Annotated in this window: 17 protein-coding genes; 13 read left to right on the top strand and 4 right to left on the bottom strand. The window is 60.3% G+C overall.

Annotated elements, in window-relative coordinates:
• Nucleotides 1-23 precede the first annotated feature (23 nt).
• The 5 genes from ureG (at nucleotide 24) to kch (ending at nucleotide 5,120) form a co-directional block, all read left to right on the top strand.
• Entirely contained in the window at nucleotides 24-671 is a 648-nt protein-coding gene (ureG, locus tag WG29040_RS14450) for an urease accessory protein UreG (protein ID WP_003444969.1), read from the top strand.
• Complete coding sequence (locus WG29040_RS14445; RefSeq protein WP_029612920.1) at nucleotides 668-1,630, top strand: urease accessory protein UreD; 963 nt, start codon at nucleotides 668-670, stop codon at nucleotides 1,628-1,630. Before ureG ends, WG29040_RS14445 begins: the two co-directional genes overlap by 4 nt.
• 144 nt (nucleotides 1,631-1,774) lie before the next feature.
• Entirely contained in the window at nucleotides 1,775-2,767 is a 993-nt protein-coding gene (gene yut / locus WG29040_RS14440; protein ID WP_127196404.1) for an urea transporter, read from the top strand.
• A gap of 27 nt (nucleotides 2,768-2,794) precedes the next feature.
• Nucleotides 2,795-3,853: a HoxN/HupN/NixA family nickel/cobalt transporter gene (locus tag WG29040_RS14435; RefSeq protein ID WP_003444972.1), complete on the top strand. Its 1,059-nt coding sequence runs from the start codon at nucleotides 2,795-2,797 to the stop codon at nucleotides 3,851-3,853.
• 91 nt (nucleotides 3,854-3,944) lie between these two features.
• Nucleotides 3,945-5,120 (top strand): voltage-gated potassium channel protein, encoded by a 1,176-nt coding sequence (gene kch, locus WG29040_RS14430; RefSeq protein ID WP_010657204.1) that lies wholly within the window; start codon nucleotides 3,945-3,947, stop codon nucleotides 5,118-5,120.
• Between the two features lie 77 nt (nucleotides 5,121-5,197).
• Here kch and crcB read toward each other — a convergent pair whose 3' ends face one another.
• Together crcB and WG29040_RS14420 are read right to left on the bottom strand one after the other, a co-directional pair.
• The gene (gene crcB / locus WG29040_RS14425) at nucleotides 5,198-5,593 is read right to left on the bottom strand and encodes a fluoride efflux transporter CrcB (protein ID WP_003444974.1); all 396 of its coding nucleotides are present in this window, start codon (nucleotides 5,591-5,593) and stop codon (nucleotides 5,198-5,200) included.
• Nucleotides 5,594-5,608: 15 nt separating this feature from the next.
• Nucleotides 5,609-5,989, bottom strand: a complete 381-nt coding sequence (locus WG29040_RS14420; protein WP_003444975.1) for a CrcB family protein — start codon at nucleotides 5,987-5,989, stop codon at nucleotides 5,609-5,611.
• A gap of 182 nt (nucleotides 5,990-6,171) precedes the next feature.
• Between WG29040_RS14420 and WG29040_RS14415 the strand changes: the two genes are divergently transcribed.
• Entirely contained in the window at nucleotides 6,172-6,447 is a 276-nt protein-coding gene (locus WG29040_RS14415; RefSeq protein WP_003444976.1) for a hypothetical protein, read from the top strand.
• On the opposite strand, the gene WG29040_RS14410 is transcribed toward WG29040_RS14415, so the two are convergent.
• Both WG29040_RS14410 and WG29040_RS14405 read right to left on the bottom strand, forming a co-directional pair.
• Complete coding sequence (locus WG29040_RS14410) at nucleotides 6,444-8,807, bottom strand: DNA polymerase II (protein ID WP_010657205.1); 2,364 nt, start codon at nucleotides 8,805-8,807, stop codon at nucleotides 6,444-6,446. The genes WG29040_RS14415 and WG29040_RS14410 overlap by 4 nt on opposite strands.
• A gap of 14 nt (nucleotides 8,808-8,821) precedes the next feature.
• Nucleotides 8,822-9,175: a hypothetical protein gene (locus WG29040_RS14405; RefSeq protein ID WP_003444978.1), complete on the bottom strand. Its 354-nt coding sequence runs from the start codon at nucleotides 9,173-9,175 to the stop codon at nucleotides 8,822-8,824.
• A gap of 340 nt (nucleotides 9,176-9,515) precedes the next feature.
• Between WG29040_RS14405 and WG29040_RS14400 the strand changes: the two genes are divergently transcribed.
• From WG29040_RS14400 to WG29040_RS14370, 7 genes are read left to right on the top strand one after another with little or no spacing between them, the layout of a single operon-like run.
• Nucleotides 9,516-10,424 carry a transporter gene (locus WG29040_RS14400; RefSeq protein ID WP_127196403.1) on the top strand — a complete coding sequence of 303 codons (909 nt, stop codon included), beginning with the start codon at nucleotides 9,516-9,518 and terminating at the stop codon, nucleotides 10,422-10,424.
• A gap of 11 nt (nucleotides 10,425-10,435) precedes the next feature.
• Complete coding sequence (locus WG29040_RS14395; RefSeq protein ID WP_127196402.1) at nucleotides 10,436-11,197, top strand: DUF2092 domain-containing protein; 762 nt, start codon at nucleotides 10,436-10,438, stop codon at nucleotides 11,195-11,197.
• A complete protein-coding gene (locus WG29040_RS14390; RefSeq protein WP_127196401.1) occupies nucleotides 11,194-11,772 on the top strand; it encodes a hypothetical protein in 579 nt (192 codons plus the stop codon). The genes WG29040_RS14395 and WG29040_RS14390 overlap by 4 nt, the downstream gene beginning before the upstream one ends.
• A gap of 24 nt (nucleotides 11,773-11,796) precedes the next feature.
• Nucleotides 11,797-12,777: a MoxR family ATPase gene (locus WG29040_RS14385; protein WP_127196400.1), complete on the top strand. Its 981-nt coding sequence runs from the start codon at nucleotides 11,797-11,799 to the stop codon at nucleotides 12,775-12,777.
• An 11-nt stretch (nucleotides 12,778-12,788) separates the two neighbouring features.
• Nucleotides 12,789-13,739 (top strand): DUF58 domain-containing protein, encoded by a 951-nt coding sequence (locus WG29040_RS14380; protein WP_127196399.1) that lies wholly within the window; start codon nucleotides 12,789-12,791, stop codon nucleotides 13,737-13,739.
• A complete protein-coding gene (locus WG29040_RS14375; protein WP_127196398.1) occupies nucleotides 13,736-14,224 on the top strand; it encodes a DUF4381 domain-containing protein in 489 nt (162 codons plus the stop codon). The genes WG29040_RS14380 and WG29040_RS14375 overlap by 4 nt, the downstream gene beginning before the upstream one ends.
• Entirely contained in the window at nucleotides 14,211-15,203 is a 993-nt protein-coding gene (locus WG29040_RS14370; RefSeq protein ID WP_127196397.1) for a VWA domain-containing protein, read from the top strand. Before WG29040_RS14375 ends, WG29040_RS14370 begins: the two co-directional genes overlap by 14 nt.
• Nucleotide 15,204 lies beyond the last annotated feature (1 nt).

The raw sequence follows: 15,204 nt of genomic DNA, 5'->3' as shown, positions 1-15,204 counted from the left end.
CAATTTTTGTTAAGGAATTTATCGTGAAAAAGATTACTCGCATTGGTATTGGCGGCCCGGTCGGCTCTGGTAAAACCGCGATCATCGAAGTGATCACTCCGATCCTGATCAACCGTGGCTACAAGCCGCTGATCATCACCAACGACATCGTGACCACCGAAGACGCCAAACAGGTCAAGCGCACGCTCAAAGGCATCCTCGACGAAGACAAGATTCTGGGGGTCGAAACCGGTGCCTGCCCGCATACCGCAGTGCGTGAAGATCCGAGCATGAACATTGCCGCAGTCGAGGAAATGGAAGAGAAGTTTCCGGACAGCGACCTGATCATGATCGAAAGCGGTGGCGACAACCTGACACTGACCTTCAGCCCGGCCCTGGCCGACTTCTACATCTACGTGATTGACGTGGCCGAAGGCGAAAAAATCCCCCGCAAGAACGGCCCGGGACTGGTGCAGGCGGACATTCTGATCATCAACAAAATCGACCTGGCACCCTACGTCGGCGCCAGCCTCGATGTGATGGAAAGCGACACCAAGGTGGTGCGTGGCAACCGCCCTTATATCCTCACCAACTGCAAGACCGGCCAGGGCATCGAAGAGCTGGTGGACATGATCGAACACATGTTCCTGTTCGCCCAGAAACCGGCGGCCAAGAGTGAGGTCACTGCATGACAGCCCAATGCCAGATCGTGAACAACCCTTCAAGGCTTCGCGCTCACTCATTGGGTAATGATGCGCCGGAGCTTGCGCAGTATCAGGACGAGCCGCCGCAAATGAGCAGCGGCGCCGTCGGCAAAAGTGGTTACTTGCGCCTTGGTTTTGAAAAACGCGGCAACCGCAGCGTGCTGGCGGACATGGAGCGGCGGGTTCCGTCGCTGGTGCAGCGGGCACTGTATTGGGACGAAATAATGCCCGAACTGCCCTGCGTGACCATGATTTCGACCTCGGGCTGCATCCTGCAGGGCGATCGCCTGGCCACTGATGTCAATGTCGGGGTGGGTGCCTGCGGGCACGTCACCACCCAGTCGGCGACCAAAGTGCACTCGATGAACGCCAACTACGCCTCGCAAATCCAGAATTTTCGGGTTGAAGAAGATGGCTACCTGGAGTTCATGCCCGATCCCTTGATCCCCCATCGCAATGCGCGGTTTATCACCGAAACCAGAATCAGTATCCACCCTACGGCTACGGCGATTTACTGCGAAATCCTGATGTCGGGACGCAAGTATCACCATGTCGACGAGCGTTTCGGCTTTGACGTGTATTCCTCACGGGTCACGGCCGAAAACCTTGAAGGCAAGGAACTGTTTGTCGAGAAGTACATTCTGCAACCGAAAGAGGAAAGCCTGGACGCCATCGGCGTCATGCAAACCTTCGATGTGTTCGGCAACGTCGTGTTGCTGACCCCCAAGGAGCATCACGACCGGATAGTCGAGCGCGTCCCTGCGATCTTCGACATGGAGGCAGGTATTGCCAGCGGTGTCACCCGCTTGCCAAACAACTGCGGGCTGATTTTCAAAGTGCTGGGCAATGACAGCGGTGAAGTCAAAGCGCAGGTGCGCGAGTTCTGGAAAGTCGCCCGTGAAGAGATTCTGGGCCTGACGTTGCAACCGCAATTTTTGTGGCGATAGGAAATACCAAATGGATCCTGTGGGGGCCGGCTTGCCCGCGATAAAGGCAAAGCGGTTTGACTGACACTGCGCAGTGATGCTTTCGCTGGCAAGCCGGCTCCCCTTGCGATGGATCTGGCCAAGTGCACAATCGGGAGAGTCAATATGGATGCTGCATCAGCCCCTACGTCCAAGTGGTCACAGCTGACCCAAGGTAACGTCTTTCTGGAGTTCGTAGACGTTACCCTGCGCGGTTGTGCCCAGGTCATGTTCCAGAACAATCCGCTGACCGGACTGCTGTTTTTTGCCGCGATTTTTGTCGGTGCCTATGGTGAGGGCAACCCCGCGGTGGCCTATGGCGCGGTACTGGGTACTGTGGTTGCTACCCTTACCGGCTTGAACCTCAAGGACCGTAAATCCTGGAAAGCCGGTTTGTATGGCTATAACGGCTGCCTGGTGGGGGCAGCCTTGCCAACATTTCTGGATGTCACACCGGCGCTCTGGTTGTGCATCATCCTCGGCAGCATGGTCTCGGTGATCGTCATGATTTGCATCGCCGACATTCTCAAGACGTGGAAAGTCGCCGCCCTTACCGCCCCTTTCGTGCTGGTGACCTGGATCATGTTACTGGCCAGCTATGCCTTTGGCGGCCTGAACAGCAGCGTCTTGCCGGTACCCAACCTGCCCCATGAGCTGGTCGCGGTGAACAGCAGCCTGTTCGACGGCATCCATTTGGTCGATGGCACCTTCTACGGCATTTCCGAAGTGTTCCTGTTCAGCAGTGTCATTGGCAGCGTGCTGCTGCTGGCGGGGCTGGCGGTGTCCTCGGTATGGGCTGCAGTGTTTGGATTGTGCGGTTCGCTGCTGGCGATTCTGGTGGCCACGGTGCTGCAGGCCGAACACACCAGCGTCAATAACGGGATGTATGCATTCAGTGCCGTACTGACGGCCATCGCCCTGGGTTCGACCTTCAACAAGCCCAGCCGGCGCGTGCTGATCTATACCCTGATCGGGGTGATTTTCACTGTATTTGTACAGGGCGCCTTGAATACGCTACTGGCACCTGTTGGCATCCCGACCCTGACCATGCCGTTTGTTCTGGCGTCATGGCTATTCCTGGTCCCGAACAAGGATGTGATGCCGCATCACCGTCAATAACGCCCGACTTTTACAGGGAATTTTTCAATGACAGCTATCGCCCGGTTAGCGCCCGCTATCGAGTCGTCCAGCACGACGCGGCGCGCCATCTATTTATTGATCGGCCTGATCGCTGCCAACCTGCTTGCCTGGGCCTGGGCTTTTATCGAGTTCGGCGCCAACCCGGTATTGATGGGCACCGCGTTACTGGCTTACAGCTTCGGCCTGCGGCATGCCGTGGATGCAGATCACATTGCCGCCATCGACAACGTCACCCGCAAGCTGATGCAACAAGGCAAAAAACCCATTGCCGTGGGTACCTGGTTCTCCCTGGGACATTCCACCATCGTGGTGCTGGCATCCTTCGCCATTGCAGCCACAGCCATGGCATTCAAGGACGACATGGCCTGGTTCCATGAAACCGGCGGCCTGATTGGCACCCTGGTTTCCTCCGCCTTCCTGCTGCTGTTTGGCCTGCTCAACCTGGTGATCCTGCTGTCGGTGTACAAGAAGTTCAAACAGGTCAAGGCCGGCCAGCAACTGGCCCCCGAAGAACTCGACCTGCTGGTCGCCAACAAGGGTGGATTGATGGCGCGGATCTTTGGCCGGCTGTTCAATCTGGTGGATAAAAGCTGGCACATGTACCCGGTTGGTTTTTTGTTCGGCCTGGGCTTCGACACTGCCACCGAGATCGGCCTGCTGGGTATCAGTGCCACCAGCGCCTCACACGGCATCAGCCTGTGGTCGATCATGGTGTTCCCGGTGCTGTTTGCGGTGGGCATGGCCCTGATCGATTCACTGGACAACTTCGTGATGATCGGCGCCTACGGCTGGGCCTTCTCCAAACCGGTGCGCAAGCTTTACTACAACATCACCATCACCGCCGCTTCGGTGGTGGTGGCCCTGTTTATCGGCGGGATCGAAGCATTGGGCCTGATCGCCGACAAGCTTGAATTAACCGGCGGGATCTGGACCCCGATCAATGCCATCAACGAAAACTTCGGCCAAATTGGCTACTGGATCATCGGCATGTTTGTGCTGTGCTGGCTGATCTCGGGCCTTAACTACTATCTGCGCGGTTACGACCAACTGGGAGCCAATACCTGATGAAATTTGTCACAGTGCGGGCCTGCTGCGGGCAGCCTGCGAAACCTGGCCTAAAATCCATCCACCTCTCAACAGACGCGTCGTAGGTACTATGACTTTATTACAGGACGTAAAAAATCGGCTTTCCTTTGCCTACGGGGTCGCCTTGCTGGTGGCCATCAATGGCTTTCTCTTATTCTTGCCGGTGCTGCAACGGGGGGTTGCGCACTCCAATGAGGCTGGTGGCTCATTTGACACCTGGAAGGAGGCGCTAAGCTTTTTGGCCTTGCTGGAAATACCCGGGTTCGTGGTGGGCTTTGTTCTGGTGCTGATGTCACTGGGGCTGCTGATCAAGTCCCGAATCAGTTGGTTCTTCGCCCTGTTGCTGCTGGTGGCTACGGTTTGCGTTGATTTTTTCATTCTGAAAAAGCCCGGCGGCATCACCTTCTTCTCGATCTTCACCATTGCGGTACTGGCCTTTTATTGGCGCCGGTTTGACCACTACAGCCTGGCCACCGGCAGCTTCTTTGCAGTGGTCAGCATCGCCTCGCTGATTGTCTACAGCACCCTGGGCACGCTTTACCTGGGCGAAGAGTTCGCACCGGCGGTGACAGATCTGCCGTCGGCGTTTTACTTCGCCATTGTGGTGATGTCCACCGTAGGCTTTGGCGACATAGTGCCGCACACCACCGATGCGCGTTTTTTCACCCTGACGGTGATCATTCTGGGCATCACCATCTTCGCGATCTCGGTGGCGTCCATTGCCGGCCCGCTGATCAGCAACAACATCCAACGAATCGTTAAAGGCAGGATTACCCATATGGCCCGTAAAAATCACTACATCCTTGTCGGCGTCGGCTCATTGGCCCAGAACATTTACAAGGGCCTGAGCGATCGTGGTGAGCATGTCACCGTTGTGTGCGCCACCGGCAGCCAGCACGAGCTACCGGAAAAGGCCGACATCATTGAAGGTGATCCATCGTCGGTAGCCACCCTCAAACTGGCCGGGGCCGCGGATGCCAAGTACATCGTGACCCTGTGCGACAGTGACGCCGAAAACGTCTTCACCATTCTGGCGGCCAAGGAAATAGCCGGTGACGACACCCAGATCATCGCGCTGGTCAATGAAACGCGGAACATGCCCAAGGTCAAACGCGTCAACCCGACCATGGTGCTGTCGTTGCCGCTGCTGGGCAGTGAGTTGCTGGTACGCACCCTTGAGGGGGATGAAATCAACAAGGACCTGATCACCGAAATGTTCTTTGGCAAACGTACTTCCCTGGCCTGACCCGGGCTGCAACTGCAGGAGCGAGCTTTTCAGGATCAAAAGATCGCGAACAAGCCCGCTCCTGCAGGGTCAGTGCTTTAATCTGTCGCTGGCAATGGTTTAACCCTGGCTCCGGCGAACAGGCCCAGTTCAACCGCGGCAAAACCTACCACCAGGCTGGCCACCAGATAGCAGATGGATAGCAGCACCCCGCCCGGATCTTTCATCATCTCCACCGCACCGAATACAAAACTGGAAAAAGTAGAAAGCCCGCCCATGATCCCGGTGCCGATCATTACGTGTACGTATTGATTGATCCGGTTGCTCTTGAACAGCGAAGTGGCGACGCCCAACAGGAATGCCGCGACGATATTGGCGACAAAAATATCCATGGGAAAACCGTCGGCCAGGCGTGGTATCGACAGCATTACAAACTCGCGGCACATGGCACCGAATGCCCCACCGACGAAAATCAGAATAATCAGATTCAGCATGTTCCCTGCTCCTTGTCAGCGCGCCAGCCAGGCGCCAAATGCGGCAGCGGCCAGACCCACCAGTACCGAAATGATCAGATAGCCGCCAGCCAGTGCACGGTCCCTGGCGTTGGCCAGTTTGGAGGCGTCCAGTTGCATGCTGCTGAACGTGGTATAGCCACCGAGAATGCCGGTGAGCACGGCAGCATTCATTACATCGCCATAACGGTCGCGCCAGTCCACGGCAAACAGAATGCTCAGGTAGCCGATAACAAAGGCACCGCTGACGTTGATCAGAAACGTGCCCAACGGAAATTTGCCTTTATAAAACTGCCCGACCCGCAGCCCGATCCACCAGCGCAGCAGCGAGCCCAGGCCACCTCCCAGCCCCACCCAAAAAACGTCCAGCGCAGTCATGTAGATCCCTCTCGTGTCTGTTGGTTTGGGGGGAACTCTAGTTCATAAGGTCAGTTGTCGCTGACGAGTCACGAAGCTGCGATGGACTGCGCAGCAGACCTTGACGCGACTACGCAACTGCAGGGCGCGAAGAAAAGGAGTAACCTGCCGTCCGGCTTTAATTCCCGCCCCATGGAACCCCTATGTTTCCCAACGCTGAACGCTACAACCACTCCACCGAATACGCCAACAAGCTGGTGGACCGCATTGGCCAGACTCCGGCCTGGATCGCCCAGCGCATCGGCGTGACGGAAAAGCGCATGCGCTACATCCTTGCCGGTTCGCGCACCATCAAGGGTGATACCACCGAGATCATCATGAGTTACGCCGAACAATTTTGCCTGGAGTGCCTGGCCGCCGAAGCCAAGGCCGCCAAAGACCGCGCCAAGTCCAAGGCAACCCCGGCCAGCGACGCTTAAAACAAGCCCAGCTGCCCGCCCACCAGTGCGCTGAAATCATCGTCGACAAACGCCAGAATCGCGTCCGCCACCGGTTGTAGCTGGCGCGTCAGGTAGTGATCGTAATCCAGCCCGGCCGTGCGGTTCTCCAACGGCTGGGGGCCGGCCAGGGTGATCACGTAGCTGATGGTGCCGCCGTTCTGGTATTGCCGGGGGCGCCCCTGCCGGTCGTTGTACTCGTCCGCCAGCCGCGCGGCCCGCACATGGGGCGGCACGTTGCGCTCGTAGTCACTCAGCTGCCGGCGCAAGCGCTTGCGGTAGATCAGCAGCTCGTCATGCTCCCCGGCCAGGGTACTGCGCACAAAGTCACGCACGTAGTCCTGATACGGCTGGCGATTAAAGATGCGCAGGTACAACGCCTGCTGAAACTGCTGGGCCAGCGGCGACCAGTCACTGCGTACGGTTTCAAGCCCTTTGTAGACCATCTCCCGGCGCCCGTCCGCGTGCGCAACCAGCCCCGCATAGCGTTTTTTACTGCCCTCTTCGGCCCCGCGAATGGTCGGCATCAAAAATCGGCTGTAGTGGGTTTCGAACTGCAACTCCAGCGCACTGCTGAGCCCGTACTCGTCACGCACATGGGCCTGCCACCATTGGTTGACGTGCTGCACCAGTTCGCGTCCGATACGGGCCGCATCGGCCTCACTGTGCTCACTGCGCAGCCAGACGAAGGTGGAATCGGTATCGCCATAAATCACGCTGTAGCCCTGGGCTTCGATCAAAGCCCGGGTCTTGAGCATGATTTCGTGCCCGCGCAAGGTAATGGACGACGCCAGCCGGGTGTCGAAGAAGCGGCAGCCGCTGGAGCCCAGCACCCCGTAGAACGCATTCATGATGATTTTGAGGGCCTGGGACAAGGGGGCGTTCTTCTCCCGCTTGGCGACCTCGCGACCATTGGCTACCCGCTCGATAATGGCCGGCAAACAGTGCCGGGTCCGGGAAAACCTTGCCCCGCGAAAGCCCGGCACCGAGGTCTCGTCACCGGGTTCACGCAACCCTTCCACCAGCCCCAGCGGGTCAATCAGGAAGGTGCGGATAATCGACGGGTACAGACTTTTGTAATCCAGCACCAGCACCGATTCGTACAGGCCCGGCCGGGACTCCATCACAAAGCCACCGGGGCTGGCCTGGGGCGGGTTGTCTCCGACATTGGGGGCAACGAAACCCTGTCGGTGCATCAGCGGCATGTACAAATGATAAAACGCCGCCACCGAGCCGCCGCTGCGATCCGCCTCAAGCCCCGTCACCGAGGCCCGCTCCAGTAAAAAGGTCAGCAGCTGGGTTTTTTCGAAAATCCGCGTCACCAGCTCGCAGTCCTTGAGGTTGTAACGCGCCAGCGCGGGCTTGTCCTCGGCGAACATGCGGTTGATTTCGTCCATGCGCTGGTACGGCGTACTGATGTCCTTGCCTTCACCCAGCAGGGTCTGGGCAACGTTTTCCAGGCTGAAGGACGGAAACGACCAGGTCGCCGAGCGCAACGACTCAATGCCATCAATAATCAGCCGGCCCGCGGCACTGGCGAAGAAGTGGTTGTTGCGGGTGCCGTGCTCGCGCCACTGCATCTCGCTGGCGCCGCGGCCCAACAGCAAGGGAATACCCAGGCGCCGGGCATGCTCGTGCAACACCCGCATGTCGAACTGGACCACATTCCAGCCAATGATCGCGTCAGGGTCGTGCAGGGCCATCCACTGGTTCAAACGTTGCAGCAACTCGCCACGGGTGGCGCAGAACTCCAGGTCGAAATCCACCGCCGCATCGGCCTCGGTGGCCTTGCCCAGCATATACACCTGACGCTGGCCGCAACCCTGCAGCGCGATCGAGTACAGATCGCCATGGGCACTGGTTTCGATGTCCAGGGACACCAGTTGCAAACGCGGCCGGTAGTCGGGATGGGGCTTCATCCGGGTATTGCGCAGCGGCCCGTCAGCCGCACAGGTGCCGCCGAAGCTCACCGGTGCGGTGATAAAGCGCTCCATCAAAAAGCGCTCCGGGGGGCGGATATCGGCCTCGAACACCTCGACCCCGGCACGCCGCAGGCGCTGGGCGCTATCGATCAGGCGGGCGTGCTGCTGGCAGTAAATACCGAGCACCGGGCGTGACTGAAAATCCTGTAGCGCCAGTTCACGAAACTCAATGCCGGGCTCATCCTGCAGCAACGCCTGCGCCTGAGAACGCTGGGCTGCCGGGATAAACATGACTGCAGTCTGATAAGGCAGGCGCACGTGCTGCGGCCCGTCATCGGTGGCCAGCCAGAATTCGACCTCAATGCCCGACGGCGTGTCGTGCCAATGCCGGGTGAGGACAAAGCCCTGTCTCAGGTCCATCCGTTACAGCCGGGTTACAGACATGTCGCCAGCATCGCCATACGGCGCATGGCTGCGCTGTCGTCCGGCTGTTTGGCGTAATAACTGACTGCCGTGCCCGTGCCCTGCGGCACCAGATCGGCAAAGGAACTGGCGTCACGGGTGTAAACCGTCAGTTCGCCGGACTTGCCGGAGTTGATATAAGCGCTGGCATCCACCCCGAACACCCCTTCGTCCTGCCACGAGAACTTGATGCACTCAGCCACCAGCGGGGTCGGTTTGGCCGAAGCCAGTACCCGGGTCGGGCTTTTGCTGCGGGCATCATTCATTGCAGGTGAAACGCAGCCGGCCAGCATCGCCACGCCCAAGGCACCGATCAGTAATCGCATTGCAAATCCCCTCGAAAAGTTGAGCACGATAACACGCTGCCTGACTGGCTTAGCGCCCGGATCCATACCCTGGCAAAAAGCGCCCATCACAGTGACACCCGGGTAAAGAGCCAAAACGTGATGCAGATCATGAAAGCGGCGGATTTATGCCCCGCAACTGGCGAAACAGCAAGTTACTGCTAGCTTCATCCCGTGTTCCGCGCACAATACGAAAATTAGAACAATTACTCTAAAACCGCTTATCAGATCCGCGCATTCACCCTGCCCGGCGCATAACCAGCACTGGTGCCAGTCGGGTGCCGGTCGACAAAACGCCATAGAGCGGTGAAGGAGCAATGCAATGGGGTTAACCACCGCCCGCAAGGCCAGCTACACCGCGTGGACACTGGCCCTGGTGCCGATACTGGGTTACACCGATAACGCCCGCGACTGGCAAAACCTGCCGACCGATTTGAACATGCTGTTCGGCTATTACAGCCGCATTGACACCAACACCCCCATTGACACCTCTCTGCCCATCGACGGCCTGTCCCTTAATGCTGACGTCTACATCATGCGTTACGCCCGCTCCTTTGCGGTGGACGGTCGCAACAGTGCGATCCAGATTCTGCAGCCCTATGCCGATACTTCGGCATCGTTCGATGATGCGCGCTTCTTTAGCGGCACCAAGCACAACGGCGGCATGGGCGACACCCAGGTGGTGCTGGTGCACAACATCTTCGGCGGCCCGGCCCTGAGCAAGGAAGAATTTGCCAGGTGGAAGCCCGAGACCTTCCTCACCGGCGCACTGTGGATCACCACACCAACCGGTGATTACGATAAAAACAAGGTGATCAACATCGGCGCCAATCGCTGGGTGTTCAAACCGGAAATCGGCTTTGGTACCCCTTTCGGTCCGACCTGGCTGGAGGTCAATACCTGGGTCTCGCTGTACGGCGACAACGACGAATACCAGGGCAACGGCAAGCTCGAGCAGAAGCCGCTGTATGCCGTCGAGGGGCACTACAGCTACACCATCAACCCTGCCCTCTGGGCTTCGCTGGACGCCACCTACAGTGCCGGCGGCGAAACCAGAATCGACGGCGACTGGCAGGACAACAAGCAGGCAAACACCCTGGTCGGCGCCAGCATGGGCTTTATGTTGTCGCCGCAATTCGGCGGTTTGCTGGCTTACACCGATACCGTCTCGGAGCGCACCGGCTCGCCGGATGTCGCGACCTGGACTGTGCGCCTGCAGTACGTCTGGTAGAGATATCGAATATGCCTATTGTGCGTAACACCCTGCTGGGCCTGCTCCTGGTGTTTAGCGGCCAGATCTGCGCCGCGCAGCCTGCGACCATTGAACCCGCAGCCGTAAAGGCGCTGCAACGGATGGGCAGTTACTTGCGCAGCCTCAAACAATTTGCGGTTGAGGCCCGCAGTCAGACCGACCAGGTACTGGATAACGGCCAGACCGTCGAGTTTCGCCATACCACCCGCTTGCTGGCCGAACAGCCCGACAAGCTGCAGCTTTCGATCGACAACCAGGACCTGCAGCGCAGTCTGTTTTACAACGGCAAGACCTTCACCCTTTACCAGAGCCCCGGCACTTACTATGCCCGGGCACCGGCGCCCGCCAATATCGATGCGCTGATCGACCAGTTGCACGAGCGCTACGCAATCGAGTTGCCCCTGGCGGACCTGTTTCGCTGGAATGCCGACACCGCCAGGCAGGCCGGTCTGCGCTCGGCCCTGTTGATTGGCAGCGACACCCTCGACGGTCAGCGCTGTGACCATTACGCACTGCGCCAGGACGATATCGACTGGCAGTTGTGGCTGCGCCAGGGCGAACAACCCTTGCCTTGCCGCCTGATCATCAGCCGCCGTGACATCCCCGAACAGCCGCGCCACAGCGTGGACTTCAGCTGGCAGCTGAACCCGCCGCTCAACGCTAAAAGTTTCGAGTTCGTGCCGCCCGCCGGTGCTCAAGAAGTACCGCTGCAATGGGCACCCGCTCAATCCGGCGCGGAGCAACAGCCATGAAAAACACCCATTGGCTGCTCTGTGGCCTGCTCAGCCTCAGCCTGCTGCACACCTCCCTCGCCCAGGCCTGGCAGATGCGTAGCGGTGGCGGCGCCCGGACCTTCGTCGTGCCCCACAACTTCCCCCAGGGCGGCGGTCACCCGCAGCCGGCTCCGCGCCCCATGCCGCCGGGCCCGCACCCCCAACCGCATCCGCATCCGCCACAGCCGGGGCCCCATCCGCAGCCCCATCCCGAACCGGGACCCCATCCTTATCCGCAACCCGGCCCGGGGCCGCACCCTTACCCGCCGCCAGGGCCGCATCCTTATCCACCGCCGGGACCCCATTACGGGCCTGGCCCCTATCCACCGGGACCGCATCCCGATGGCTGGTACAACCCGTGGGCAGCCGCCGCCGTCATTGGCGCAGCCACGGCAACAGCCATAGCCATTGGCACCTATGTGTCCAGCGTGCCTGCCGATTGCGTTTCGGTGGTGGCCAACAACGTGGCGTATCAGCATTGCGGGCCCAATTGGTATCAGCCGCGCTACGTGGGCGGCAATGTGCAGTTTGTGGTGGTCCCCGCGCCCTGGTAATGGTGCTCAGGCAAGGAATGTCATATGACAGTGCTCAACGATTTGAATGCTCTGCAAGCCAGCGTTGGCGAAGCGGTACTGGGTCAGGATGAAGTCATTCGCCAGATCGTCGTGGGCCTGCTGGCCAACGGTCACCTGCTGCTCGAAAGCCTGCCGGGGCTGGCTAAAACCCGTACGGTCAAGGCGCTGGCCAAGCACCTGGACGCAAAGATGAGCCGTATCCAGTTCACCCCCGACCTGCTGCCCTCGGACATCACCGGCGCCGAGGTGCTGCATCAGGCCAACGGACAAAACCAGATCATGTTTCAGCCGGGACCGCTGTTCGGCAACCTGATCCTGGCGGACGAGATCAACCGCGCACCGGCCAAGGTCCAGGCCGCCCTGCTTGAAGCCATGGAAGAGCGCCAGATCACCGTGGCCGGCAACAGCCATGCCCTGCCGGAACTGTTTATCGTACTGGCCACGCAAAACCCCATCGAACAGGAAGGCACCTACCCGCTGCCGGAAGCGCAGATGGACCGCTTTCTGATGAAGCTGGTGCTCGACTACCCCATGCCTGCGGATGAATCCCGGGTGCTGCGCATGCTGCGCGGTGAAGAACAGGCCCAGGGCACGACCCGCGAAGCCGCAGCCGGCTTCGCCCTGGGCCAGGACGTCATTTTCGCTGCCCGCCGTGAGGTCAGCGCAGTGGCCGTGTCCCCGGCCATTGATAGCTACCTGATCGACCTGATCAATGCCACCCGCCACCCCGCCGATTACGACGCTGATCTGGCCCGCTGGATCAGCATCGGTGCCAGCCCTCGCGGTGGTATCGGCCTGGACCGCTGCGCCCGTGCCGATGCCTGGCTGCGCGGCCAGGCATTTGTCTCGCCGGACAACGTGCGCGCCGTGGTCCATCCGGTGCTGCGCCACCGCCTGCAACTGAGCTACGACGCGGTGGCCGATGGCGTCAGCGCCGATCAGGTGCTGGACCGGATTCTCGCTAAAGTCGCGATCCCCGCCTGAGGAGCAAACCGATGCAGGCTCTACAACAGGATGTCGACGGGCTTGTGTATGTCTCGCTGGGGCAATTAATGGCGCTGGAGCACAAGGCCCGGGCGTTGAGTTTTGTCGCCCGCCAGCCCCAGGGCAGCATCCTCTCGGGCAGCCATGCCTCGCGCTTGCGCGGGCGCGGCCTGGATTTCGATGAGTTGCGCCGCTACCAGCCCGGCGATGATCTGCGCCACCTCGACTGGCGCGCCTCGCTGCGCACCGGCAAACCGGTGGTACGCACCTTTACCGAGGAACGGGACCGCCCGGCGTTGATCCTGGTCGACCAGCGCATGTCGATGTTTTTTGGCTCCAGCCGTAGCTTCAAATCCGCCATCGCCGCCGAGCTGGGGGCATTGGCGGCATGGATGGTATTCAACGCCGGTGACCGGGTCGGCGGTCTGGTCTTCAACGACCAGGGGATCGACAGCATCGCCCCGCTGCGCAGCCGCAAACGGATCGAAATGCTGTGCAGCAAAATCGCCCTGCAGAACCAGCAGCTCAATAGCGCCCTGCCCGACTGCGAAGACGCCGACCAGCTGGACAAGGTGCTGCAACGCTGCCTCGCAGTGGCCGGGCACGATCATCTGATTTGCCTGATCAGCGACTTCGCCGGTGCCGGGCCGCGCACCCTGCAGTTGCTGCGCCAGCTGGCCGTGCATAACGATGTCATCGCAATGCAGGTCTATGATCCGCTGGCGCTCAACCTGCCGGACAACGCTCGCCTGCTGGTGACCCAGGGCCAGTTGCAAATGGAACTGGCGGTGCAGCATCAACATGTACGCCAGCCCCTGGGCGACTTTTTCAGCGGCCGCTTTAAAGAGGTCGCCAGCCTGCTGCGGCGCAGCCAGGTGCCGCTGATGATGTTCAGCACCGCACAGGATGCCCGGAGCCAATTGCGCACTGAACTGGGCAAGCTCGGCGGACCCCATCGATGAACCCCCACATCCCCGCCATCGACCAGCTTCAGGAGCTGGGCCTGCCCGCGCCGATCAGCTATATGCCGCAAACCTGGGGCTGGTGGGTGGTGTTCGGGCTTCTGCTGGCCGGCCTGCTGGTCTGGGCGGCACGGGGATATTGGCACTGGCGGCGCAACCGCTACCGGCGCGAAGCCTTGCAACGCCTGGCCCAATTGCGTGCCAGCGACGAGCCGCTGACAGCCCTGCGTGAACTGCCCACCCTGCTCAAGCGCGTTGCTATTTCCATGCCCGTACCACAAGCCGCCGGCCCCCTCAAAGGTGATGCCTGGCAGGGGTTTCTGGTGAGTCACTGCACACAGCCCTTGCCTGAAGATTTCAGCCAGCAACTGGCAATGCTGGCCTATGCCCCGGACGAGCAACTGCTGGCGCTGCCCGACACCCAACGCCAGCAGCTGTTCGATACCTGCGCACTCTGGGTGGAGCAGCATCATGTGGCAGTTTGATTACCCCTGGCTGCTGCTGTTGCTGCCACTTCCCTGGCTGGGCTATCGCTATTTACCTGAATACCGCGAAGCCCGCAGCGCGGTTCGGGTTCCGTTCTTCAATGCCATGAGCCGGGCCATCGATCAGGCTCCGCAAACCTCGGGTGCGCGGCACAACCCCTGGCAACTGCTGCTCAATGTGCTGGTGTGGGCATTGCTGGTGGTGGCTGTCGCCCGCCCGGTGTGGATCGAAAAGCCCATCGAGCGTCAGCAGCCGGTACGCGACCTGATGCTGGCCATCGATATCTCGCAATCGATGCAAACCACCGATTTTACCGATGCCGGCGGACAGAAAATCAACCGGCTGGCAGCCGTCAAACAGGTGGTTCAAGACTTTATCCAGCGGCGCAAGGACGACCGCATCGGCCTGATCGTGTTCGGCAGCGGCGCCTACCCGCAAGCGCCGCTGACCCTGGATCACGCCAGCCTGTCACTGCTGCTGGAGGACACCGGCATCGGCATGGCGGGGCCCAACACGGCCATCGGTGATGCGATCGGCCTCAGCCTGAAATTGCTCGATCAGGCCCACGAGCAAGAAAAGGTACTGATTCTGCTCACCGACGGCAATGACACTAACAGTGCGATCCCCCCGGCCCGGGCCGCCGCCATGGCTGCCGCCAAGGGCGTGCTGATTCACACCATCGGCATTGGCAATCCGAGTGCCGATGGCGAAGCCAAGGTCGATCTCGGCGCGCTGCAAAAAATCGCCAGGGCCACGGGTGGCCAGTACTTTCGCGCCGAAGACCGCGACAGCCTGAATCAGGTGTACGCCACCCTCGACCGGATCACCCCGCATCAGGTCAAGACCCTCAGCCATCAACCCAGGCGCGATCTGTTCTGGTTGCCGCTGGCCACCGCCATCAGCCTGCTGGCGCTCTATCATCTGCTGGCGCTGCTGGCTGCGCGCCTCGGCCAGCGTGCGCAACACGAGGAGGCTTGAA

The sequence above is a fragment of the Pseudomonas sp. PAMC 29040 genome (genome assembly GCF_003994535.1).
In the GTDB taxonomy this organism is placed as follows: domain Bacteria; phylum Pseudomonadota; class Gammaproteobacteria; order Pseudomonadales; family Pseudomonadaceae; genus Aquipseudomonas; species Aquipseudomonas paraversuta.
This window is presented reverse-complemented; position numbering and strand designations above follow the sequence as displayed.